Origin of the sequence: Povalibacter uvarum, assembly GCF_014202975.1 — a bacterium.
GTDB classification, from domain to species: domain Bacteria; phylum Pseudomonadota; class Gammaproteobacteria; order Steroidobacterales; family Steroidobacteraceae; genus Steroidobacter; species Steroidobacter uvarum.
The window spans coordinates 1,203,157-1,223,857 of the sequence record NZ_JACHHZ010000001.1 but is presented as its reverse complement, the minus strand read 5'-3'; the positions used below and the strand labels follow the sequence as shown (position 1 = coordinate 1,223,857).

The window sequence follows — 20,701 nt, the reverse complement described above, 5'->3', positions numbered from 1 at the left end:
TCGTTTCCCGTGTCCAGTTCGACGCCCGATTCACTTTCCCCGCGGTCCGTCAGCGAAAAGCTGCTGGCGCTGCGCGAGCAACTGCAGCTCACGCGGCACGCTGACCGTGCGCGGCTCTCACGCGAGCTCGATCGCCTGTTCGGACGCAAGAACGTCGGCGGCGATTTCGAGCGGGTGATTGCTGCGCTGAGCGAGTCGATCGCCAGGTCCGCGGCACAAGTCGAACGCTTGCGCGGACTCCCGCTGCGGCTCGACTTCGATCCTGAACTGCCCATCACCGCGCACCGCGAGGAAATCGCGCGAGCACTGTCGAGCCGTCAGGTGATCGTTGTCTGCGGCGCGACCGGTTCGGGAAAGACGACGCAGTTGCCGAAGATCTGCCTCGAAGCCGGACGGGGTGCGTTCGGCATGATTGGTCACACGCAGCCTCGGCGTATCGCTGCGCGAGCGATCGCGGATCGCCTCGCAGTGGAGCTCGCGACCACAGTCGGTGGTGCAGTGGGGTATCAAGTGCGCTTCACCGATCGCACCGGACCGGATTGCCGCGTGAAGCTGATGACGGACGGCATCCTGCTGCGTGAGATCGAAAACGATCGGCAGCTGCGGCGCTACGACACGCTGATCATCGACGAGGCGCATGAGCGCAACCTCAACATCGATTTCCTCCTGGGCGTCCTGAAGCGCCTGCTGCCGCAGCGACCCGACCTGCGAATCATCATCACGTCGGCGACTATCGATCCACAGCGGTTCGCGGATTTCTTCGGTGGCGCGCCGGTGATCGAGGTCTCTGGCCGCAGCTATCCGGTCGAAGTGCGATATCGGCCGCTGATCGGCGACGACGAAGAAACGGAACTGTCGTTGCCGGAAGGCGTCGTGAATGCGGTGCGGGAGCTCGATCGCGATTCGCGTGGCGATGTGCTCGTGTTCCTGCCGGGCGAGAAGCAGATTCGCGACGCCGCGGATGAGCTGGGCAAAGCGAAGCTTCACCACACGGAAATCCTGCCGTTGTATTCGCGCCTCTCGACACGCGATCAGGAACGCATCTTCGAGCGCCACACCCAGCGCCGGGTCGTGCTCGCGACCAACGTCGCGGAAACATCGCTCACGGTGCCAGGTATTCGCTATGTGATCGACTCAGGTCTCGCGCGCATCAGTCGGTACAGCGTACGCGGAAAAGTTCAGCGTCTGCCGATCGAGCCTGTTTCGCAGGCCAGCGCGGATCAACGCAAAGGACGCTGCGGCCGCGAAGCGGAGGGCATCTGCATTCGCCTGTTCGCCGAAGACGAGTTCCTGCAAAGGCCGGAGTTCACGCCGCCTGAAATCCTGCGAACGAACCTGGCGAGCGTCATCCTGCAGATGGCGACGCTCGGGCTGGGTGAGCCCGAGGATTTTCCGTTCGTCGATCCGCCGGATACGCGGTTGATCAATGACGGCTACCGACTCCTTCAGGAGCTGAAGGCAGTCGACGACGACCGTCGCGTGACCAGCCTCGGCAAGCAGATTGCGGCGCTGCCGGTCGATCCGCGACTGGCGCGCATGCTCATCGCGGCAGGCCATCACAACTGTGTGACGGAGATGCTGGTGCTGAGTGCATTCCTTGCCAGCCAGGATCCGCGCGAGCGCCCGTCAGATGCGCAGCAGCAGGCGGATCAGCGGCATGCGACTTACGCGGATCAGCGCTCGGACTTCGTCACGATCCTGAATCTGTGGAAGCTGTTCAACGACCAGAGCGCGGCGTTGTCCGGCAATCAACTGCGGAAATGGTGCCGCGAGAATTTCCTGTCATTCCTGAGGATGCGCGAATGGCAGGAGCTGCATCGTCAGCTCGGCGATATCGTCGAAGAGCTGAAGCTGCCGGCGAATCAGGTGGCCGCCGAGTACGGCGATCTGCACCAGGCGATCCTCACGGGTTTTCTAGGCGGCATCGGCATCCTCGATGAGCGGCGGGAGTATGAGGGTGCGCGCGGCACGCGCTTCGTAATTGCGCCAGGTACGCCGCTGTCGTCTAAACCGCCCAAGTGGGTAGTGGCGGCAAGCCTCATGGAAACGACGCGTCTCTACGCACGAATGGTCGCGGCCGTCGAGCCCCAGTGGATCGAAGCTGCCGGTCAGCACCTGGTCAAACGCAACTACAGCGAGCCGCACTGGGTGGAGGAGCGGGGATTCGTCGCGGCCTTTGAATCGACGTCGCTCTACGGCCTGACGCTCGCTGCTCGTCGGCGGGTGAACTACGGCAACGTGGCGCCGCGCGAAGCGCAGGAGATCTTCGTTCGTGAGGCATTGATTGAAGGCCGGTCGCGCCTGCGCGCGCCGTTCCTTGCGGAGAACCGTGCGTTGAAGGCACAGGTCGAGCGCATGGAAGCGAAGATCCGCCGCCGTGACATCCTGATCGATGAACAGGCGCAGAGCGATTTCTACCTGTCGCGCTTGCCGCCCGAGATCAACTCCATCGCGGCAATGGAACGATGGCTGAAGGACCCGGCAAGTCGGCATGGTGCCGCGTTGAAGATGACGCTGGCCGATCTCACCCGTCGCTCGGTCGAGGACGTGACGGCGAGCAACTTCCCGGACAAGCTCGATGTCGCCGGCAATCAGCTGCCGCTCGAGTATCGATTCGAGCCGTCGCTGCCCGACGATGGCGTAACGATCACCGTCCCCGAGCCGTTGATCGGTTCACTCGAGGCAGGTCAGCTCGCGTGGCTGATTCCAGGTTGGCGCGAGGAGAAGGTGACGGCTGTCTTTCGTTCGCTGCCCAAGCCGATCCGCAAGACACTCGTTCCGGTGCCCGAATACGCGGCAAGAGCGACCAAGGAACTTCAGCATCAGATCGACTTCAATGCAGCCGTCGCCGCGTGGATCACCCGTGCCAGCGGCGAAGCAATCTCGGGGCAGGAAGTAGCCTCGCTTCCGGTGCCCGACGCGCTCAGGTTCAACATTCGTGTCATGGATCTGCAGGGTAAGCGGATTGGTGAAGGCCGCGATCTGACTGAACTGAAGCGCAGCCTCCGTGCGAAGCATTCCGATACGCGCGCGGTTGCTCGTGAGCTTGCGGCGTCGAAACATCGCAGCTGGGATTTCGGCGAGCTGCCGGCGACCCAGGAGGTCGAGCGAAGCGGTTTGCGCTTCACCGTGTATCCGACGCTGCGCGATCGTGGCGACAGTGTCGAAGTGATCGAAGCAAAGAGCCCGCAGGAGGCGGAGTCATTGCTGTGGGAAGGCGTGCTGCGGCTCGCGGTGCTCGCGTTGCCCGAGCAATTCAAGTACGCGCGCAAACGATTTGCGGATCGGCGGGAGCTCGTTCTGCTCGGGCAGGGTCTTAACGCCGGTCGTCCGCTGCCAGATAGTCTTGCCGAGATGGCCTTCGCCGAGTGCTTCCTTTCCGAGGCCGCGCCGCTTCCGCGAACCGAGCCGGAGTTTCAGCAGTTGATCGATCGAAAGCGGGCACAATTCGGTGACCACGTCGATCGGCTCGCCACGCATGTCATCGAGCTGCTGACGCAGATGCGTGCGGCGCGCGAGAAGCTCTCGGGATTGAAGGGCCCGGCGTTCGCTGCCGTCGTCGACGATACGACCGCACAGCTGAACTCGCTGATTCCACCTGGCTTCCCCCGCGATGTGCCGCGCCTGCTGTGGTCTCATCTGCCGCGCTATCTGAAAGCGCTGACGCGTCGCCTGGACAAGGTCGGTGGCAATTTCAAGCGCGATGCCGAGCTCGCGAATCGGATCACACCGTTCGCGAAAGCGTCTCGCGATCTCGAAAAGATGTCTCACGCCCACGGGGCGCGAATCGAGCTCGATCGGCTGCAATGGATGATCGAAGAATTCCGCGTCTCGCTGTTTGCGCAGGATCTGCGAACGGCGACGCCGGTATCGGACAAGAGACTGGCGGATCAGCTGGAACTCGCGCGAGCGGAATCGCGACGAGTCTGAAAGAGAGTCACGGAGCCATGGCGGCTCCGTGACCTGGGGGAGCTACGTCAGGGAGCGACCTTGAAGTCGATGCCCTGGGCGAGCGGGAGTTCCGGGCTCCAGTTGATGGTGTTCGTCTGACGGCGCATGTACGCCTTCCACGAATCCGAACCGGACTCGCGACCGCCGCCGGTGTCCTTTTCGCCGCCGAACGCACCGCCGATTTCGGCGCCAGACGTACCGATGTTCACGTTCGCGATGCCGCAGTCGCTGCCCGTTGCCGCCAGGAAGCGCTCTGCGTGCTGCATGTTGTCCGTGAAGATCGCCGACGACAGGCCATGATCGACGCTGTTGTGCATGGCGATCGCATCATCGAGATTGCGGTACTCGATGAGGTACAGGATCGGTCCGAAGGTTTCGGTCCTGACGATGGGCGACTCGTGCTTCGTGCGGACGATCGTCGGCTCGACGTAGTTGCCGGGACCCGGGAGCACCTTGTCGCCGCAAAGCACGGTACCACCGTCGCGCTTCGCTGCCGCGATTGCCGACTGGTAGCGCTCGACCGCCGACTTGTCGATCAGCGGACCCATCAGGATGCCTTTCTCCATCGGGTTGCCGATACGGACCTGCGAATAGGCCCGCAGCAGGCGCTGTTCGAGATCACGCGCTTTCGATTCGTGCACGAAGACCCGGCGCGTGCTGGTGCAGCGCTGACCGGCAGTGCCGACGGCGCCGAAGACAATCGACGGAACGGCGAGATCGAGGTTCGCGAATTCGTCGACGATGATCGCGTTGTTGCCGCCAAGCTCGAGCAGGCTCTTGCCGAGGCGCGCGGAAACACGCTCGCCGACCTTGCGACCGACAGCCGTGGAACCCGTGAAGGAGACGAGATCGACGCGACGATCGTCCACGAACTTTTCGGCGAGGTCGTTACCCGCGCTGATGAACATCTGGAAGATGCCGGGGAAGCCGTGCTTCGACAGCACGCGGTTGACGAGGCGCTGCACGGCAATGGCCGTCAGCGGAGTCTTGGGCGATGGCTTCCAGATGGAGACGTCGCCGCAGATGGCAGCGAGGAAGGAATTCCATGACCAGACAGCGACAGGGAAGTTGAAGGCGCTGATGATTCCGACGACGCCGAGCGGATGCCACTGCTCGTACATCCGATGGCGGGGGCGCTCCGAATGCATCGTGCTGCCGTAGAGCATGCGCGACTGGCCGACCGCGAAGTCGGCGATGTCGATCATCTCCTGCACTTCGCCGTCACCTTCGGGCTTGATCTTGCCCATCTCGAGCGTGACGAGCGTGCCGAGCGCATCCTTGTTCGCGCGAAGCTCGTCGCCGACGAGACGAACCAGCTCACCGCGCTTCGGCGCCGGCACCATGCGCCACTTGTCGAATACCTCACGCGAGCTGCGAATGATGCGCTCGTAGTCGGCAGCCGATGCGGTCTGCACGCGGCCGAGGAGTTCGCCCGTTGCGGGATTGACCGACTCGATGATGGGAGCCGAAGCGTCCTTCGACCAGCCGCCGTCGGCTGACCATGACCCGGCATTGAGCTCGCCGAGTTCGAGAGCTTTGAAAACGTTCTGCATTATCGTGCCCGTGCTGTGCGCTGATGACCTGTGCGGCCGCTGACGACCATCTGTGCGGAGATTTCCTTGCCGGCGGCACCACTTGCATAGTGCTTCCCGAAGCGATTCTCAAGGACGTCGAGCAGTCGGAAGTCTTCCTGCCGCACGAAGCCCTTGTACTTGCCCTTGCCGTTCAGGACGAGATCGACGACCGCGGTGATGCCGGAGGCCGTCGTGACCTGGATCGCCGACCACAGTCGGCCCGCGATCATCTGCGGATAGACCTTGTTGACGTAGCTCTCTTCGCGCAGATCGCCGTCCTGTGTGCCCGTAACGGCGACGTAAACGATGACGACGTCCTGCAACGTCTGCGGCACGGCGTTTTCGAGGATGCGCTTCAAGGTGCCGCGATCGTGATTCAGCTTCAGATCGTTCATCAGAAGACGCATCTGCTCACAGTGGCCCGGGTAGCGCATGGTCTTGTAGTCCATGTTCTTCACGCGCGTGCCGTACGTTTCGCCGAGGGAGCCGAGGCCGCCGGAGGTGTTGAACGCTTCGTAGAGCGTGCCGTCGAGCTCGATCTCCTCGAGCCCTTCGAGCGGCGCTGCTTCGATGAGGCGACCGTCGACGATCGCTTCGCACGGATTGCCGTACTCGTTGATCAGACCTTCGGTGGACCAGGTCAGCGAGTACTTGAGGACGTTGTGCGGATGCTGCGGCAGTGCACCGACGCGCAGCTTCACCGTTCGCAGTTCGTCGAAGTGGCCGATCAGCTCATTGGCGGCGATCGAGATGAATCCGGGCGCCAGTCCACTCTGGGGAACGAACGCCTGTGCCGAGCCTTCCGCGATCTTGCGAACGGCGCGCGTGACTTCGACGTCTTCGGTGAGATCGAAGTAATGTATACCGGCGCGGCGCGCGGCTTCGGCAACTGCGACGTTGCAATAGAACGGCAGACCGGAGATGACTGCGTCGACCGGGTGATCGCGCAGTTGTGCATCGAGTGCTTTTGCGTCCGCGGCGTCGAGGGCGTGCGCCTGAAGGTTCTTCAGTCCGTGCGCTTTCACCACGGATTCCGCGGCTGCGCCGCTGACATCGGCGAGGTGGACGAAGTACGAGCCGGACTCCGCCAGCAGTCCTGAGATGAGCGCGCCGATCTTACCGGCGCCAAGAATGAGCACTTTGTGCATGAAAGCTCCGTCGCGGGGAGGGGTGAGGGCGGCCATTTAAGGCGCGCGACGGCGTTCTGTAAATCAAAGTCCGTTAGTGTATGCAAGTTGGGGCTCGCCGCCTTTTGCAGTGCGATGGCGGGTGCTAGCATCGCCCGACTCATTGATATGTAAGGCAACCGGTTTCCATGACGCGCAGTCCTCACCTGGTCGAGTGGCATCCCGCCAGCTGGCAGAGCAAGCCGGCGGCGCAGCAACCGACTTACGCCGACAAGGCGGTACTCGACGGTGTCGTCGCGGAGCTGTCGCGGCTGCCGCCCATCGTCGTGTCGTGGGAGATCGAGGCCCTGAAGGAGCACATTGCCGCCGCACAGCGCGGTGAGCGGTTCGTTCTCCAGGGCGGCGACTGCGCCGAGAGTTTTGACGATTGCGAATCGGACAAGATCGCCAAGAAGCTGAAGATCCTTCTGCAGATGAGCCTCGTGCTGCTGCACGGCCTCAAGAAGCCGATCGTTCGCGTCGGACGCATGGCCGGTCAGTACGCGAAGCCGCGTTCAGCGGATACCGAGACACGAGATGGCGTCACGCTGCCGTGTTATCGCGGCGCGAATGTGAACCGCCCCGGCTTCACGGCCGTGGAGCGCGAACCCGATCCGCAATTGTTGCTGCGGGGCTATGAGCGTGCCGGTCTCACGATCAATTTCGTTCGAGCTCTCGTCGATGGCGGATTTGCCGACCTGCATCACCCGGAGTACTGGGACCTCGATTTCGTGCGTCATTCGCCGCTCAAGGCCGCGTACGAGAAGATCGTCCATTCGATTTCCGATGCCCTCGATTTCTTCGAGGCGACGAGCCGGCGCCCGATCCATGAAATGAATCGCGTGGAGTTCTACACGAGCCACGAAGGCCTGCATCTGCACTACGAGCAGGCGCAGACACGATTCATCGAGCGGCAGCAGCGCTGGTACAACCTGTCGACCCACATGCCGTGGATCGGCATGCGTACGGCGGCTCTCGATGGCGCGCACGTCGAATTCTTCCGCGGTATCGCCAATCCACTCGGCATCAAAGTCGGGCCGTCGATGAGCGCCGAGTGGGTGCAGGGCCTGCTCGCGACGATCAATCCGAACAACGAGCCGGGCCGCATCGTGCTCATTCATCGCATGGGTGCGAAGGAGATCGACAAGCGACTGCCGCCGTTGATTCAGGCAGTGCGTGCGACGGGCAGCCCGGTGCTCTGGATGTGCGACCCGATGCATGGCAACACGGAGACGTCGAGCTCGGGTCTCAAGACCCGCCGCTTCGACAACATCGTGAACGAGCTGGAATCCTCGTTCCGGATCCATCGCGAGATGGGGACCTGGCTCGGCGGTGTGCATTTCGAGCTTACGGGCGAAGACGTCACCGAGTGCACGGGCGGCGCGCGTGGCCTGACGGACGCGGATCTGGCGCGTGCGTACAAGTCGCAGGTCGATCCGCGGCTCAACTACGAACAGGCACTTGAGCTCGCGATGCGTATCGCAGGGCTGCATCCGCCGACGAGGAAGTGAGGAAGAGGATTTTCCACGGGGTGCACGGGGACCACGGGGAAGAGTAAGGAACTCGATAGAAAAAGAAATCTGGCCCTTAACCCTGTGAACCCCGTGATCCCCGTGGAGATTTTCGACTCCGGTCCGTGCTCATGAACTCGAGCACTTCGGCCTGATCGACCCGCCGCGACTCACCTGGTGCCAGACCAGCCAGCGTCCAGGGGCCGGCAGACAAACGAATCAATCGCAACGTCGGCAGGTTGACCGCGGCTGTCATGCGTCGCACTTGCCGATTGCGGCCTTCGCGGATCGTGAGAGAAATCCAGCTCGTCGGAATCGCCTTGCGTTCGCGAATGGGCGGATTGCGAGGCCAGAGCCAGTCAGGCTCGGCGAGCAGCTCCGCTTCAGCCGGCATTGTCAGTCCATCGTTGAGTTGAACGCCGCGGCGCAGAGGTTCGAGCTGCGCATCGGTCGCGGTTCCTTCGACCTGCACGCAGTAAGTCTTCGACACCTTCCAGCGCGGATCGGCGAGTCGTGTCTGCAGCGCGTCCCAGTCGGTCAACAGTACCAATCCTTCACTGTCGTAGTCGAGACGGCCGGCCGGATACATGCCGGGTGCATCGACGAAGTCCTTGAGCGTGGCTTTGCCGTCGGTGCTCGTGAACTGGGTGAGCACCTGAAACGGCTTGTTGAGCAGCAGCAAGGACGGCACGGGTCAATTGTCGCTGGCTACGGATTCCGCGGGGCGTTGCACGAGATCGAGGAAGCGCTGCACGGCCGCGGAGTTTTCGCCTGGGCGGCAAGCAAGAATCAGCGGCGCCTTCAGCTCCGCGCTGCCTGACAGCCTTCGATACACGACGCCGTCCATTTGCAGTCGCCTGAGTGAAGCGGGCACGACGGACACGCCGAGGCCTGCGGCAACCAGATTCAGTGTCGAGATGATCCGGGGCGCTTCCTGACCGACTCGCGGGCTGAAGCCGGCGCCGCGACACGCCGTGATGATGGTGTCGTAGAGCCCAGGGCCGCCGGGCCGCTTATAGAGAATGAAGATCTCATTCGCCAACGCCGACAGCGGGAGGGCGCGATCCTCCGTCTCGCGGGCAAGAGCGTGGCCGGCGGGGAGGGCGACCAGCATGTCTTCTTCGAGCAGGGGCTTGACGACCAGCCCCACCACATCGGCCACTGGCGAGCGGATGAATGCGGCGTCGATGTCTTCGTTGTGCAGACCCTGCACGAGCTCGCTGCTGCCGCTTTCCTCCAGGACGAGCGATACGAGCGGATACATCTCGCGGAAGGCCCGGATGACACGTGGGACGAATGGATGAAACGGTGCCGAACCGGTGAATCCGACGACCACGCGACCCTGCTCTCCGCGGGCCGTACGACGGGCCGTGGCGAAGGCCCGGTCGACCTCTTCCAGGATCGAACGTGCCCGTTCGAGGAACGCGGTTCCAGCGTCCGTCAGCTCGACACCCCGTGGTTTGCGCCGAAAAAGCTGCACATCCAGCTCCCGTTCCAGCGCGCGGATCTGCTGGCTCAGGGGCGGTTGCTGCATGCCGAGCCGTTCAGCGGCCCGGGTGATGTGGCCTTCTTCAGCCACCGTAATGAAATAGCGCAGATGTCGTAGTTCCATACGAGGCATATCTATCAAATATCGATAGGTCTCGCGACATATATTTTACGTCGGAATCACGACGGGCTATGGTTCATCTCAATTCGCGCCACCTGTCAGAACCGACACCTGCATGTCGGACATGGCCTCGCCGGAATTCGTGATTCATCGATAGGAGTACGTTGTGTCGAACTATGCAAACACTGCCGATCAAGCCGGTGCGGTGATCGCCAAGAACGGCCCGAGCTGGAATGCGATCAGCCCCGAATACGTGGCCCGCATGCGCCTGCAGAACCGTTTCAAGACGGGGCTGGATATCGCGCGTTACACCGCGAAGATCATGCGCGAGGACATGGCTGCGTATGACAAGGACGCCGGCAAGTACACGCAGTCACTGGGCTGCTGGCACGGCTTCATCGGTCAGCAGAAGCTGATCTCCATCAAGAAGCATCACGGGTCGACCCAGCGTCGTTACCTGTACCTGTCGGGCTGGATGGTGGCGGCATTGCGCTCCGACTTTGGCCCGCTGCCCGATCAGTCCATGCACGAGAAGACGTCGGTTTCGGCGCTGATCGCGGAGCTCTACACGTTCCTGCGTCAGGCGGATGCTCGCGAGCTCGGTGGTCTGTTCCGCGATCTCGACGCGGCTCGTGACGCGAAAGATGCGGCGAAGGAAAAAGACCTGCTGAACCGCATCGACAATTTCCAGACGCACGTCGTGCCGATCATCGCCGACATCGATGCCGGCTTTGGTAACGCCGAGGCGACCTACCTGCTGGCCAAGCAGATGATCGAAGCCGGCGCCTGCTGCATCCAGATCGAAAACCAGGTCTCCGATGAGAAGCAGTGCGGTCACCAGGACGGCAAGGTCACCGTGCCGCATGAAGACTTTCTCGCGAAGATCCGCGCCGTGCGCTATGCGTTCATGGAGCTCGGCGTCGACGACGGCGTCATCGTTGCCCGCACCGACTCCCTGGGTGCCGGCCTGACCAAGCAGATCGCCTACACGCGCGAACCGGGCGATCTCGGCGATCAGTACAACAGCTTCCTGGATTGCGAAGAGGTGACGCCGGCCACGATGCAGAACGGCGACGTCATCATCAATCGCGGCGGCAAGCTGCTGCGTCCGAAGCGCCTGCCCAGCAACCTGTTCCAGTTCCGCAGCGGCACCGGTGAAGATCGTTGCGTGCTCGACTGCATCACGAGCCTGCAGAACGGCGCCGACATGCTGTGGATCGAAACCGAGAAGCCGCACATCGGCCAGATCAAGGGCATGGTGGATCGCATTCGCACGGTCGTGCCGAACGCGAAGCTGGTCTACAACAACAGCCCGTCGTTCAACTGGACGCTGAACTTCCGTCAGCAGGTGTTCGATGCCTGGAGCAAGGACGGCAAGGACGTGTCGGCCTACGATCGCGCCAAACTGATGAACGCAGACTACGACGCTTCCGAGCTGTCGAAGGAAGCGGATCGTCGCATTCAGAGCTTCCAGCGTGATGCGTCGCGCGACGCGGGTATCTTCCACCACTTGATCACCCTGCCGACGTATCACACTGCCGCGTTGTCCACCGACAACCTGGCGAAGGGATACTTCGGCGAAGAGGGCATGCTCGCGTACGTCGCAGGCGTGCAGCGCAAGGAGATCCGCGAGGGCATCGCCTGCGTCAAGCATCAGAACATGTCCGGCTCGGACATCGGCGACGATCACAAGGAGTACTTCGCCGGTGAAGCCGCGCTCAAGGCCGGTGGCAAGCACAACACGATGAATCAGTTCTGATCAGCGGTTGGTAGCCCGCCAGGGCAGCGGTTCACGAAAGGCCGGTTGGCGACAACCGGTCTTTTCGTTTGTGCGGATCAGAGCCGATAGACCCGCGCGGCCGTGTCGTGAAACAGCGCGGCGCGTTCGGACTTGGAAAGATCCCGCGTCATTCGCTTGAATGAATTCCACAGCACGACATACGGGTAGGACGCCTTGTCGACGGGGAAGTTGCTCTCGAACATGCACCGTTCGACGCCGAACTTCTCGATGCAGTACAGATAGTAAGGTGCGGTGACGGCGGCCAGTTCGCTCGAGGACGGAGGCTTCCCCACCCATCCCATGCCGCAAAGTGGCATGCCGAGACCACCGAGCTTGACCACGACATTCGGGCATTGAGCGAGCGTCGCGATGCTGTGCCGCCAGTCGGCGAACACTGCTTCGCGTTGACCCGCGAACCTGCCGATGCCGAGCGGCGCGCCGATGTGATCCAGGATGATCGTGGTGTCCGGGAATGCATTGGCCAGATCGGCCAGCTCCAGGATCTGCGGATGATAGATCCAGGCATCGAAACTCAAGCCATGCTTTCTCAGGCACGCGAAACCCTCGCGAAAGGTCGTGTCTTTCAGCATGTGGAGCGGCGGTTTGCGGTAGGAATCGGGATTGGCGGGATCGGACGCGGTGGGATGGCGAATGCCGCGCAACCGCTTGCTGGCCGCGACGTGGCTCGACAGCACCTCGTCGACATTCTTGCCGAGCATCAGATCGGCGAAGCTCACGATGCCCCGGATCTGCGTGGCATGGCCGTCGGAAGCACCGGCGTTCGCGATCTTTTCCACATACTCAGTCTCGCCTAGCGGGCGGAGGTGTGCGGGTCCGGTGGTTCGATATCCCGAATAGCATTCCACGAAGACCGACTGCGTCACCTTGTGTCCAGCGGTGTCGCGACGCAGATCGTCGAGCAGATAGCGATCGCCCGGACGATCCCACAGATGATGATGCGGATCGCAAATAACCAGTTCGGGCTCCAAGGCTGCTTCCACGGCAGGTTTCTCATTCTCGGTGTGAGTCGATGCAGCGCCGAGCGCTTCGGCGATGAACCCGCCGGCACCCAGAACCGCCCCCTTGATGAAGGCACGTTTTTTCATTGTTCAATCACTTGACTGAGGCGGCCACTTTCCGCTGGAGTTGCCCTACCCGGCGCGAGTGTACAGCGCCGACCGGGGGCGTATGCCCACCTTCAGAACAACGACCACCAGAGGAACAACCATGAAGATCATTCGAGCCTGCGCATTGACGGCATCGCTCACGGCGGGTCTCGCCATGGCCGATGCACCCGCGCCGGCCGCGCCTTCGGCAGAGAGCAAGTTCGCGGGAAACTGGATCGTCAAAGGCGAGTTCGGAGACCTGAAATACACGCTGAGCTGCTTTTTCATCGGCGACGACCAGACGCTCTCCGGACCCTGTCTCGGCATTCGAGAGCCGTTGCTGAGGGCCAACGGCAGACTCAACGAGAAGTCCATGCAGTTCAAATACAAGACCGAGTACCAGGGTACCGGACTCACCCTCGACTATCGGGGCCGCGTGCAGTCGGACGGTTCCTTCAAGGGCACCGTCATGGCCGATCAATCGGAAGGCAGGTTCGAAGCGACTCCGCAAAGCGTGCTGACCGTCGGTGAGATGACACCGTGGATACTCAACGTCGGCTTCACTTCATCGATGCAATACAGCGTGGTTTGCGGATTCAGGCAGAGCGGCGACAGGATCAAGGGGCCGTGCGCCATTTCCCAGGGCGCAACGCTGCAGGCGAGAGGCCGTATCGAAGGCGACAACGTGTCCTTTGAATATGACACCCAGTATGAAGGTCGCCCGATCCGCGTGGAGTACAGCGGGACTCTGCAGGCGGACGGAGCATTGCAGGGAACGATCAAGGAAGGCTCGTCGGCGGGTGTGTTCAGCGCCGAGCGGCCGTAAAGAATCCTCTGTGGGAGATCGCCATGCACCTTCAATACGTGAGCTTCAACGTGCCGGACGTCGAGCGCTCGTGCGATTTCTACATCGGCTTGCTGGGCATGAGCCGGCAAGGCTCCATCGATCTCGGCAACGGCATCACCGAGACACTGCTCGGCTGCGAGTCCGCGGTCAGCGCGCCTGGCGCGGGGATCATCCTCATGCACGACGCCAATCGCGACAAACCCTATGAGCGCGGCAATGCATTCAGCCGCATCATCTTCAACGTTCCAGACATCGCAGGAATGATCGAGCGGTTGCAGGCGGCTGGTGTTCGTGTCGTCAAGCCGCCCACGCAGGTCGAATCCCAGAATCTGGTGTATGCGCTCGTGAAGGATCCGGACGGATTTCTGGTCGAGCTGCTGGAGAGCCGCCGGCGCTGAGTCGCCGGCGACCGTCCGGCGGGGCCGTTCCTGTTTGGCGCGGGGTACACTGCCCGGCATGTCCAACCCAAAGAAGCGCGCGCCGCCGCGCCGTACTCTCGCTCAGGTTTCTGTCCCCAAATCGAATCCGCGGAGCGCGGAACTGTGGCCGTCGGACGGCGTGATATTCGATCGGAGCTGCACACTCTGCCCGCGGCTTGCGGAGTTCCTGGCGCAGGGGCGCGAGGAGTATCCGGACTACTACTGTCTTCCGGTGCCTCCGTTCGGCGATCCGAAAGCGCAATTCATCATCGTTGGACTTGCGCCGGGCTTTCACGGCGCGAATGCCACAGCTCGTCCATTCACGGGCGACCATGCGGGGTTGCTGCTCTATCGCACGCTGCACAAGTACGGATTCGCCAGCCGCCCGGAGTCGATCGCCGCTGACGACGGGTTGAAGCTCATCAATTGCCGCATCACCAACTCGGTGAAATGCGTGCCGCCGGAGAACAAGCCGCTACCCGCCGAGATCCGCAACTGCCTGCGTTACATCGAGGCCGAACTGGCCCAGGTCCCCGAGGGCTCGGTACTGCTGGCGCTGGGATCCATCGGGCACAACGCCGCGCTGCAGGCACTGGGGCTGAAGCCATCGGCGTTCAAGTTTGCGCACGCCGCGGAGCACGCCCTGCCGCGCGGCATGACGCTGGTCGACTCTTACCATTGCAGTCGATACAACACCCAGACGCGCCGGCTGACCGAGGAAATGTTCGACGCCGTGTTCGCGCGTGTCGCCGAGCTGATTGCCCGGAAACACTGACAGGGGCCGGCGAGGGCGGTGGGCTAGAATTCCCGCCATGCCCGATTTCGATTCCAAGCCGTTCCTTGCGAATGTCAGCCAGCGTCCCGGCGTGTACCGGATGATCGCGGCCGACGGCGAGGTGCTGTACGTCGGCAAGGCCAGGAACCTGAAGAACCGGCTGACCACGTACTTCGTGGGCAAGGCGCAGACGGCGAAGACCATGGCGATGGTCGCGCAGATCTCCAATGTCGAGGTCACTGTCACGGCGTCCGAGACCGAGGCGCTGCTGCTCGAATACAACCTGATCAAGCGGCACAAGCCCCGGTACAACGTCGCGCTGCGCGACGACAAGAGCTTTCCGTATCTCTACATCTCGACCGATCACGATTATCCGCGAATCAGTTTCTACCGCGGCAGTCGCAGCCGGATGCCGGGCAAGTTCTTCGGTCCGTATCCCAATGCGAAGGCGACGCGCGAGACGCTGTTGCTGCTGCAGAAGCTGTTCCTGCTGCGTCCCTGCAGCGACTCCTTTTTTGCGAATCGCTCGCGCCCGTGCCTGCAGCACCAGATCAAGCGCTGTTCCGGGCCGTGCGTCGAGCTGATCGCCAAGGACGCCTACGCGCAGGATGTCAGCGACGCCATGAAGGTGCTCGAAGGAAGAGGGGCGGAGTTGCTCGACGATCTCGCGCAGCGCATGGAGCAGGCGGCGCAGCAGCTCGAGTTCGAGCGGGCGGCGCGGCTGCGCGACCAGATCCATGGCATCAAGGCCATTCATTCAGTGCAGGCGGTCACCCGCAACACGAGCAACGACATCGATGCGGTCGCGCTCGTGTCGAACGCTGGCGAACATTGCGTCTCGATCGTGTTCGTCCGCGGCGGACGCAATCTCGGCAGCAACAACTTCTTCCCGCGCGCTGGTCTCGCGGAAGCGGGAGAGCTGCTGTCCGGCTTCCTGGTCCAGTACTACATGGGCCGCGAAGCGCCCGATGAGATCGTGATCAGCGAGCCGATCGAAGATGCCGATCTTCTGGAAGCCACGCTGACCGAGCGCATGGGGAAGACGGTGAAGATCCGCAGCAGCGTGCGGGGAGTGCGGGCGCGCTGGCTGGAGATGGCTCACACGAACGCCGACATCGGTCTGCGGATGCGGCAGGCGACGGAGGCGACGACGGCTGAACAGTTGCAGGGCGTTGCGACGGCGCTGTCGCTTCCTTCGATACCGGCACGTATCGAGTGTTTCGACATCAGCCACACGATGGGCGAGCGCGCAGTCGCGTCCTGCGTGGTGTTCGGGCCGGAGGGGCCGATCAAGGCGGACTACCGGCGCTTCAATATCGATGGGATCGAGCCCGGCGATGACTACGGAGCGATGCGACAGGCGCTGACGCGACGATACGCGCGCATCAAGAAAGGTGAAGTGCCGATGCCCGATCTGCTGCTGATCGACGGCGGACCGGGCCAGCTCGCTCAGGCGATCGATGTGCTGCAGGAGCTCGAGATCACCGGTGTCACGATCGCTGGCGTCGCGAAAGGCGCGGATCGCAAGCCGGGCCAGGAGCGGCTGTTCTTGGCGCATCAGGACCTGCCCACTATACTGCCGCCGGATTCCTCCGCTTTGCATCTCATCCAGAGAATTCGTGACGAAGCGCATCGCTTTGCCATCGCCGGTCATCGTCATCGACGCGCCAAAGCGCGCACGCAATCCGTTCTCGAAACCGTGCCGGGTCTCGGGCCGCGCAAGCGTCGCGAGCTGCTGCGGCAGTTCGGTGGCCTGCAGGGCGTTACCCGGGCGGGCATCGAGGACCTCGAGAAGGTGCATGGCATCAGCCGCAAACTCGCAGAGAGCATCTATGAAACGCTGCATGCGGGCGGCTAGAGTGGGCGTGCAGTGAGTTTTCCCATCGCCAACACGCTGACGTTTGCGCGGATCGTCATGATTCCGCTTGTCGTGGTGCTCTTCTATCTGCCCTACGAGTGGTCGAACCCAGCGGCGGCCAGCGTCTTCATCCTGGCTGCGATCACCGATTCGCTCGATGGCTACCTGGCGCGCAAGCTCGGGCAGACGTCCGCGCTGGGAGCATTCCTGGATCCGGTCGCCGACAAGTTGATGGTGGCCGTGGCCCTCATCCTGCTCGTCAGCCACGATCCGCCCGCGCTGAAGTTCATCCATTTCGATCCGCATGTACTGATCACACTGACGGCGGCGGTGATCGTCGGCAGGGAAATCACCATCTCGGCACTGCGTGAATGGATGGCGGAGCTGGGCAAGCGCGGGAAGGTCGCCGTATCGTCATTGGGCAAGTGGAAGACGATCTTCCAGATGACCGGCCTGTCGATGATGCTCTTTCGCAGCGACGTCTGGTTCATTCCGGCGTTCGAGCTGGGGCTGGCCTGCCTCGTCGCGGCCGCAGCACTGACCTTGTGGTCGATGGTCGTCTACCTGCGCGCGGCGTGGCCGGCGCTGAGCGACACGCCCCTTCAGTGAATCATTCCAAGGAAGCGGCGGAACGTATCGCGTGAAGGGCGGTCTTTTACCTTGACAGTGCGGGTTCCGGCTCTAGAATAGCGGCCGCTTTCAAGCGACCTGCGGGAATAGCTCAGTTGGTAGAGCGCAACCTTGCCAAGGTTGAGGTCGAGGGTTCGAGCCCCTTTTCCCGCTCCAGATTTCCAGGCAAACCCCGGGTTCTTCCAGCCCGGGGTTTTGCGCTTCTGGTACCCTGCAATCGTGGGCGCCGTGGCGGAGTGGTTACGCAGCGGTCTGCAAAACCGCGTACGCCGGTTCAATTCCGGCCGGCGCCTCCAAAATCCGCTCCTCATCCTGAATTTTTCTGCTCCCTGCGGTTCGGCACCTGTCGAACCGAATAGGTAGCGCGCTGCGCGCACAAGGCACGTGGCAAGATTGGTGGCGGTGACCGGAATCGAACCGGTACGACTATTCGTCGGCAAATTTTAAGTCTGCTGCGTCTACCAATTCCGCCACACCGCCGTGCCGTCATCGACGCGCACGGAATTCTAACTCGCGGCCTCGGCGTGCTGCATCGCCGGACGAATACGACGCATCTGTTAGACTGAACACCGTTCTTGCGCCGATTCCAACGACGAATCCATCCGGCATGCCTAACGCTTCCGCAAGCGGAGCAAAACTAGAGGTTCGCGGACTGCACCTGTGGCGAGGTGAGCGGCATCTGCTTCGCAACGTTTCCTTCGCCGTGGAGCCGGGCGAATTGCTGCAGGTCGCGGGACCGAACGGAGTGGGCAAGACCAGCCTGTTGCGCTGTGCGGCCGGCCTGCTCCCGGTGGAGTCCGGCGAGATCTTCTGGCGCCACCAGCCGATCGCTGCCCAACGCGACACTTATCACTCAGAGCTTGCGTACCTCGCGCATGTGAATGCGCTCAAGGTCGACCTGACCGCGCGCGAGAACCTGCTGTTCGGTGTCGGGATACGCCGCTCGGTCACCTCCGAGGAAATCGATCAGGCGCTCGCGCGCGTGGAGATCCCGCATTGTCGCGACCTTCCGGTGCGATCGCTGTCAGCTGGGCAGAAGCGCCGCGTCGCGATCGCGCGAATCCTGCTCACTCGCCCGGCACTGTGGATTCTCGATGAGCCGATCACGAACCTGGACGTAGGCGGCATCGCGCTGTTCGAGCGCTGCATGGCGACGCACCTGGAGGAGGGTGGAATGATCCTCACCGCTGCTCATCAATCGTTGCTGGCAGGTCGAAGCGGCGTGCGCACGCTGGAGCTTCATTGATGCAGCCCGGCGTCGGATCGCTCATGGGATTGGTGCTCGCACGCGACCTCAGGCTCGCATTCCGGCATTGGGATCAGGTGATCCAGCCGCTCGTCTTCTTCGTGATCGTCACGACATTGTTCCCGCTCGCCATCAGCCCGTCGCTCGATGAGTTGCGCGGGATCGCACCCGGCATCGTCTGGGTAGCGGCGATGCTTGCCTCGCTGCTCGCGCTGGAATCTTTGTTCCGCCCCGATGTCGACGACGGAACGATGGAGCAGTGGACGTTGTCTGGACAGCCGTTGTCGCTGATGTTGCTGGCGAAGACCCTCGCGCACTGGCTGCTGGCAGGCTTGCCGCTGGTGATCATGGCGCCGCTGGTCGGCTATGCCTTGGGCATGCCCGAGTCGGCGTGGCCTGTTCTGGTGGGTTCGCTGGCGCTCGGCACAGGGTGCCTGAGTGTCCTTGGCGGGATCGGCGCCGCGCTCACCGTGAGCGTGCGCCGGGGCAGCGTATTGCTGGCCCTGCTGGTCCTCCCGCTCGAGATGCCCATCCTCATTTTCGGCGCCCGGGCCGTCGATCTCGCCATGCACGGCGAGTCGGCGACGGGTCCGCTAAACTTGCTGGCAGCAATGCTGCTGCTCTTCATCAGCCTCGGCCCCGTAGCCATGGCCGCGGCAATGCGCATCAGCGTCGAATCATGAGAACAGGATGGCGGTTGGTTCAAAAGGAGATCGCATGAAGATGTGTCACCTCTCGACTGGTTCGTTTCCGGCCTCCCGCCAACCGCTAACCGCTAACCGCTAACCGCTCCTCCTATGTGGCTCTGGTTCTACCAACTCGCCTCCCCACCCCACGCCTACCGTCTGCTCGGACTCTGGCGTCCGTGGTTGCTATGGCCCGCCATCGCGCTGATGGTGATCGGCGTCTACGGTGGCCTGGTCATGGCGCCCGCGGATTACCAGCAGAAGGACGCATTCCGCATCATCTATGTGCACGTGCCAAGCGCATCGCTGTCGTTGATGGTCTACGTGATGATGGCAGTCGCCGCCGCGATCGGGCTCATCTGGCGGATGAAGCTCGCGCATGCGGTTGCAGCGAGCTGCGCGCCGCTCGGTGCCTGGTTCACCGTGCTGGCGCTCGTGACCGGATCGATCTGGGGCAAGCCCATGTGGGGCACCTGGTGGGAGTGGGATCCGCGACTGACTTCCGAGCTGATCCTTCTCTTTCTCTATCTCGGCTACATGGCACTGCGAGCGTCGTTCGACGATATCCAGCGGGCGGATCGGGCCAGCGCGATCCTCGCGATCGTGGGCGTGGTGAACGTGCCGATCGTGAAGTACTCAGTCGAATGGTGGAACAGCCTTCATCAGGGTCCCAGCATTTCCGTGACCAGCAAATCCGCCATCGCAGGGTCGATGGTGTGGCCGCTGTTGGTCCTGCTCCTCGCGTTTGTGCTCTACTTCGGCGCAATCCTGTGCAACCGGGTTCGAGGAGAGATCCTGCTGCGGGAGCGCAATACTGCATGGCTTGCTGAAAGCAGTCTTAAATCATGAACTTGAGCGAGTTTCTTCATATGGGGGGTTATGCTCCCTACGTCTGGTCCTGCTACGGCCTGACAGCCATTGTGCTCGTCGGGATGGAGTGGGCCGGTCGTCGTCAGTTGCAGCTCGCGCAGGAGAAGGCGCGCCGCCGGGCCCAGATGGGCGCACAAATGGCCGTCGCGGAGAACCCATCGTGACGGCTCGTCAGCGTCGCATGCTTCTCGTCGGACTGATGGTGATCGGCGTCGGCACCGCGGCCGCGTTCGCGCTCAACGCATTCCAGGAAAACCTTCTCTATTTCTATTCGCCGTCGGATGTATCGGCGGGCAAGGCACCTGCCGATCGGACTTTCCGGGTCGGCGGCATGGTCACGGAAGGAAGCTTTCAGCGGCCTGCCGGCAGCATGGAAGCCACTTTCATCCTCACGGACTTCGCTCACAACGTCAAAGTGAGATACAGCGGCGTGCTTCCCGATCTGTTCCGCGAGGGGCAGGGCATCGTCGCCCGAGGCAAGCTCGCGCCAGGCGGAGATTTCGTCGCCGAGGAAGTTCTCGCGAAACACGACGAGAACTACATGCCGCCGGACGTCGCGGACACGCTCAAGAAACAGCATCAGAAGGAGGCGGGTGGGCAATGAGCACGCGCGGTCGCCGATCTATCTCCTCACGTCCGGCTTCTTGCCAACCGCCAACCGCTAACCGCTAAC

18 protein-coding genes and 3 tRNA genes are annotated in these 20,701 nt (G+C 62.6%); 15 read left to right on the top strand and 6 right to left on the bottom strand.

Features of this window, described 5'->3' with window-relative positions; translation table 11 throughout:
- The first annotated feature begins 9 nt into the window (after positions 1 to 9).
- Positions 10 to 3,930, top strand: a complete 3,921-nt coding sequence (gene hrpA, locus HNQ60_RS05235) for an ATP-dependent RNA helicase HrpA (RefSeq protein ID WP_184329926.1) — start codon at positions 10 to 12, stop codon at positions 3,928 to 3,930.
- A gap of 47 nt (positions 3,931 to 3,977) precedes the next feature.
- On the opposite strand, the gene amaB is transcribed toward hrpA, so the two are convergent.
- Together amaB and HNQ60_RS05225 are read right to left on the bottom strand one after the other, a co-directional pair.
- The gene (gene amaB, locus HNQ60_RS05230) at positions 3,978 to 5,507 is read right to left on the bottom strand and encodes an L-piperidine-6-carboxylate dehydrogenase (protein WP_407676434.1); all 1,530 of its coding nucleotides are present in this window, start codon (positions 5,505 to 5,507) and stop codon (positions 3,978 to 3,980) included.
- Positions 5,504 to 6,673 carry a saccharopine dehydrogenase family protein gene (locus tag HNQ60_RS05225; protein WP_184329924.1) on the bottom strand — a complete coding sequence of 390 codons (1,170 nt, stop codon included), beginning with the start codon at positions 6,671 to 6,673 and terminating at the stop codon, positions 5,504 to 5,506. The genes amaB and HNQ60_RS05225 overlap by 4 nt, the downstream gene beginning before the upstream one ends.
- A gap of 167 nt (positions 6,674 to 6,840) precedes the next feature.
- Between HNQ60_RS05225 and HNQ60_RS05220 the strand changes: the two genes are divergently transcribed.
- The gene (locus HNQ60_RS05220) at positions 6,841 to 8,202 is read left to right on the top strand and encodes a class II 3-deoxy-7-phosphoheptulonate synthase (RefSeq protein ID WP_184329923.1); all 1,362 of its coding nucleotides are present in this window, start codon (positions 6,841 to 6,843) and stop codon (positions 8,200 to 8,202) included.
- A gap of 76 nt (positions 8,203 to 8,278) precedes the next feature.
- On the opposite strand, the gene HNQ60_RS05215 is transcribed toward HNQ60_RS05220, so the two are convergent.
- Positions 8,279 to 8,893: a pseudouridine synthase gene (locus HNQ60_RS05215; protein WP_322096838.1), complete on the bottom strand. Its 615-nt coding sequence runs from the start codon at positions 8,891 to 8,893 to the stop codon at positions 8,279 to 8,281.
- Positions 8,894 to 8,896: 3 nt separating this feature from the next.
- The gene (locus HNQ60_RS05210; RefSeq protein WP_221304023.1) at positions 8,897 to 9,814 is read right to left on the bottom strand and encodes a LysR family transcriptional regulator; all 918 of its coding nucleotides are present in this window, start codon (positions 9,812 to 9,814) and stop codon (positions 8,897 to 8,899) included.
- Positions 9,815 to 9,977: 163 nt separating this feature from the next.
- Between HNQ60_RS05210 and HNQ60_RS05205 the strand changes: the two genes are divergently transcribed.
- Complete coding sequence (locus HNQ60_RS05205) at positions 9,978 to 11,570, top strand: isocitrate lyase (protein ID WP_184329921.1); 1,593 nt, start codon at positions 9,978 to 9,980, stop codon at positions 11,568 to 11,570.
- A gap of 77 nt (positions 11,571 to 11,647) precedes the next feature.
- On the opposite strand, the gene HNQ60_RS05200 is transcribed toward HNQ60_RS05205, so the two are convergent.
- Positions 11,648 to 12,697, bottom strand: a complete 1,050-nt coding sequence (locus tag HNQ60_RS05200) for an amidohydrolase family protein (RefSeq protein ID WP_184329920.1) — start codon at positions 12,695 to 12,697, stop codon at positions 11,648 to 11,650.
- A 121-nt stretch (positions 12,698 to 12,818) separates the two neighbouring features.
- Between HNQ60_RS05200 and HNQ60_RS05195 the strand changes: the two genes are divergently transcribed.
- The 7 genes from HNQ60_RS05195 to HNQ60_RS05165 all read left to right on the top strand — a co-directional run bounded on the left by HNQ60_RS05195 (position 12,819) and on the right by HNQ60_RS05165 (position 17,522).
- Positions 12,819 to 13,523, top strand: a complete 705-nt coding sequence (locus HNQ60_RS05195) for a hypothetical protein (protein ID WP_184329919.1) — start codon at positions 12,819 to 12,821, stop codon at positions 13,521 to 13,523.
- A 23-nt stretch (positions 13,524 to 13,546) separates the two neighbouring features.
- On the top strand, positions 13,547 to 13,942 hold the full coding sequence (locus tag HNQ60_RS05190) for a VOC family protein (protein WP_184329918.1): 396 nt from the start codon (positions 13,547 to 13,549) through the stop codon (positions 13,940 to 13,942).
- 58 nt (positions 13,943 to 14,000) lie between these two features.
- Positions 14,001 to 14,738 carry a uracil-DNA glycosylase gene (locus HNQ60_RS05185; RefSeq protein WP_184329917.1) on the top strand — a complete coding sequence of 246 codons (738 nt, stop codon included), beginning with the start codon at positions 14,001 to 14,003 and terminating at the stop codon, positions 14,736 to 14,738.
- Between the two features lie 37 nt (positions 14,739 to 14,775).
- Complete coding sequence (uvrC, locus tag HNQ60_RS05180) at positions 14,776 to 16,596, top strand: excinuclease ABC subunit UvrC (RefSeq protein WP_184329916.1); 1,821 nt, start codon at positions 14,776 to 14,778, stop codon at positions 16,594 to 16,596.
- A gap of 12 nt (positions 16,597 to 16,608) precedes the next feature.
- The gene (pgsA, locus tag HNQ60_RS05175; protein WP_184329915.1) at positions 16,609 to 17,205 is read left to right on the top strand and encodes a CDP-diacylglycerol--glycerol-3-phosphate 3-phosphatidyltransferase; all 597 of its coding nucleotides are present in this window, start codon (positions 16,609 to 16,611) and stop codon (positions 17,203 to 17,205) included.
- Positions 17,206 to 17,306: 101 nt separating this feature from the next.
- A tRNA-Gly gene (locus HNQ60_RS05170) sits at positions 17,307 to 17,382 on the top strand.
- 66 nt (positions 17,383 to 17,448) lie between these two features.
- Positions 17,449 to 17,522: transfer RNA gene (locus HNQ60_RS05165), tRNA-Cys, on the top strand.
- Between the two features lie 98 nt (positions 17,523 to 17,620).
- Here HNQ60_RS05165 and HNQ60_RS05160 read toward each other — a convergent pair.
- A tRNA-Leu gene (locus HNQ60_RS05160) sits at positions 17,621 to 17,706 on the bottom strand.
- Between the two features lie 127 nt (positions 17,707 to 17,833).
- Between HNQ60_RS05160 and ccmA the strand changes: the two genes are divergently transcribed.
- The 5 genes from ccmA (at position 17,834) to ccmE (ending at position 20,632) form a co-directional block, all read left to right on the top strand.
- On the top strand, positions 17,834 to 18,472 hold the full coding sequence (ccmA, locus tag HNQ60_RS05155) for a cytochrome c biogenesis heme-transporting ATPase CcmA (protein WP_184329914.1): 639 nt from the start codon (positions 17,834 to 17,836) through the stop codon (positions 18,470 to 18,472).
- Positions 18,472 to 19,155: a heme exporter protein CcmB gene (gene ccmB / locus HNQ60_RS05150; protein ID WP_184329913.1), complete on the top strand. Its 684-nt coding sequence runs from the start codon at positions 18,472 to 18,474 to the stop codon at positions 19,153 to 19,155. The genes ccmA and ccmB overlap by 1 nt, the downstream gene beginning before the upstream one ends.
- Before the next feature lie 114 nt (positions 19,156 to 19,269).
- Entirely contained in the window at positions 19,270 to 20,007 is a 738-nt protein-coding gene (locus HNQ60_RS05145) for a heme ABC transporter permease (protein WP_184329912.1), read from the top strand.
- A 20-nt stretch (positions 20,008 to 20,027) separates the two neighbouring features.
- Positions 20,028 to 20,192, top strand: a complete 165-nt coding sequence (ccmD, locus tag HNQ60_RS05140; protein WP_221304022.1) for a heme exporter protein CcmD — start codon at positions 20,028 to 20,030, stop codon at positions 20,190 to 20,192.
- Positions 20,186 to 20,632 carry a cytochrome c maturation protein CcmE gene (gene ccmE, locus HNQ60_RS05135; RefSeq protein WP_184330199.1) on the top strand — a complete coding sequence of 149 codons (447 nt, stop codon included), beginning with the start codon at positions 20,186 to 20,188 and terminating at the stop codon, positions 20,630 to 20,632. The genes ccmD and ccmE overlap by 7 nt, the downstream gene beginning before the upstream one ends.
- Positions 20,633 to 20,701 lie beyond the last annotated feature (69 nt).

Coding starts and splice junctions, on each gene's coding strand:
- HNQ60_RS05195 (WP_184329919.1), top strand. CDS start 12,819: ATGAAGATCATTCGAGCCTGCGCATTGACGGCATCGCTCACGGCGGGT.
- HNQ60_RS05190 (WP_184329918.1), top strand. CDS start 13,547: ATGCACCTTCAATACGTGAGCTTCAACGTGCCGGACGTCGAGCGCTCG.
- HNQ60_RS05225 (WP_184329924.1), bottom strand. CDS start 6,673: ATGCACAAAGTGCTCATTCTTGGCGCCGGTAAGATCGGCGCGCTCATC.
- HNQ60_RS05200 (WP_184329920.1), bottom strand. CDS start 12,697: ATGAAAAAACGTGCCTTCATCAAGGGGGCGGTTCTGGGTGCCGGCGGG.
- HNQ60_RS05145 (WP_184329912.1), top strand. CDS start 19,270: ATGTGGCTCTGGTTCTACCAACTCGCCTCCCCACCCCACGCCTACCGT.
- uvrC (WP_184329916.1), top strand. CDS start 14,776: ATGCCCGATTTCGATTCCAAGCCGTTCCTTGCGAATGTCAGCCAGCGT.
- HNQ60_RS05220 (WP_184329923.1), top strand. CDS start 6,841: ATGACGCGCAGTCCTCACCTGGTCGAGTGGCATCCCGCCAGCTGGCAG.
- ccmA (WP_184329914.1), top strand. CDS start 17,834: ATGCCTAACGCTTCCGCAAGCGGAGCAAAACTAGAGGTTCGCGGACTG.
- ccmD (WP_221304022.1), top strand. CDS start 20,028: ATGGGGGGTTATGCTCCCTACGTCTGGTCCTGCTACGGCCTGACAGCC.
- HNQ60_RS05185 (WP_184329917.1), top strand. CDS start 14,001: ATGTCCAACCCAAAGAAGCGCGCGCCGCCGCGCCGTACTCTCGCTCAG.
- HNQ60_RS05210 (WP_221304023.1), bottom strand. CDS start 9,814: ATGGAACTACGACATCTGCGCTATTTCATTACGGTGGCTGAAGAAGGC.
- ccmB (WP_184329913.1), top strand. CDS start 18,472: ATGCAGCCCGGCGTCGGATCGCTCATGGGATTGGTGCTCGCACGCGAC.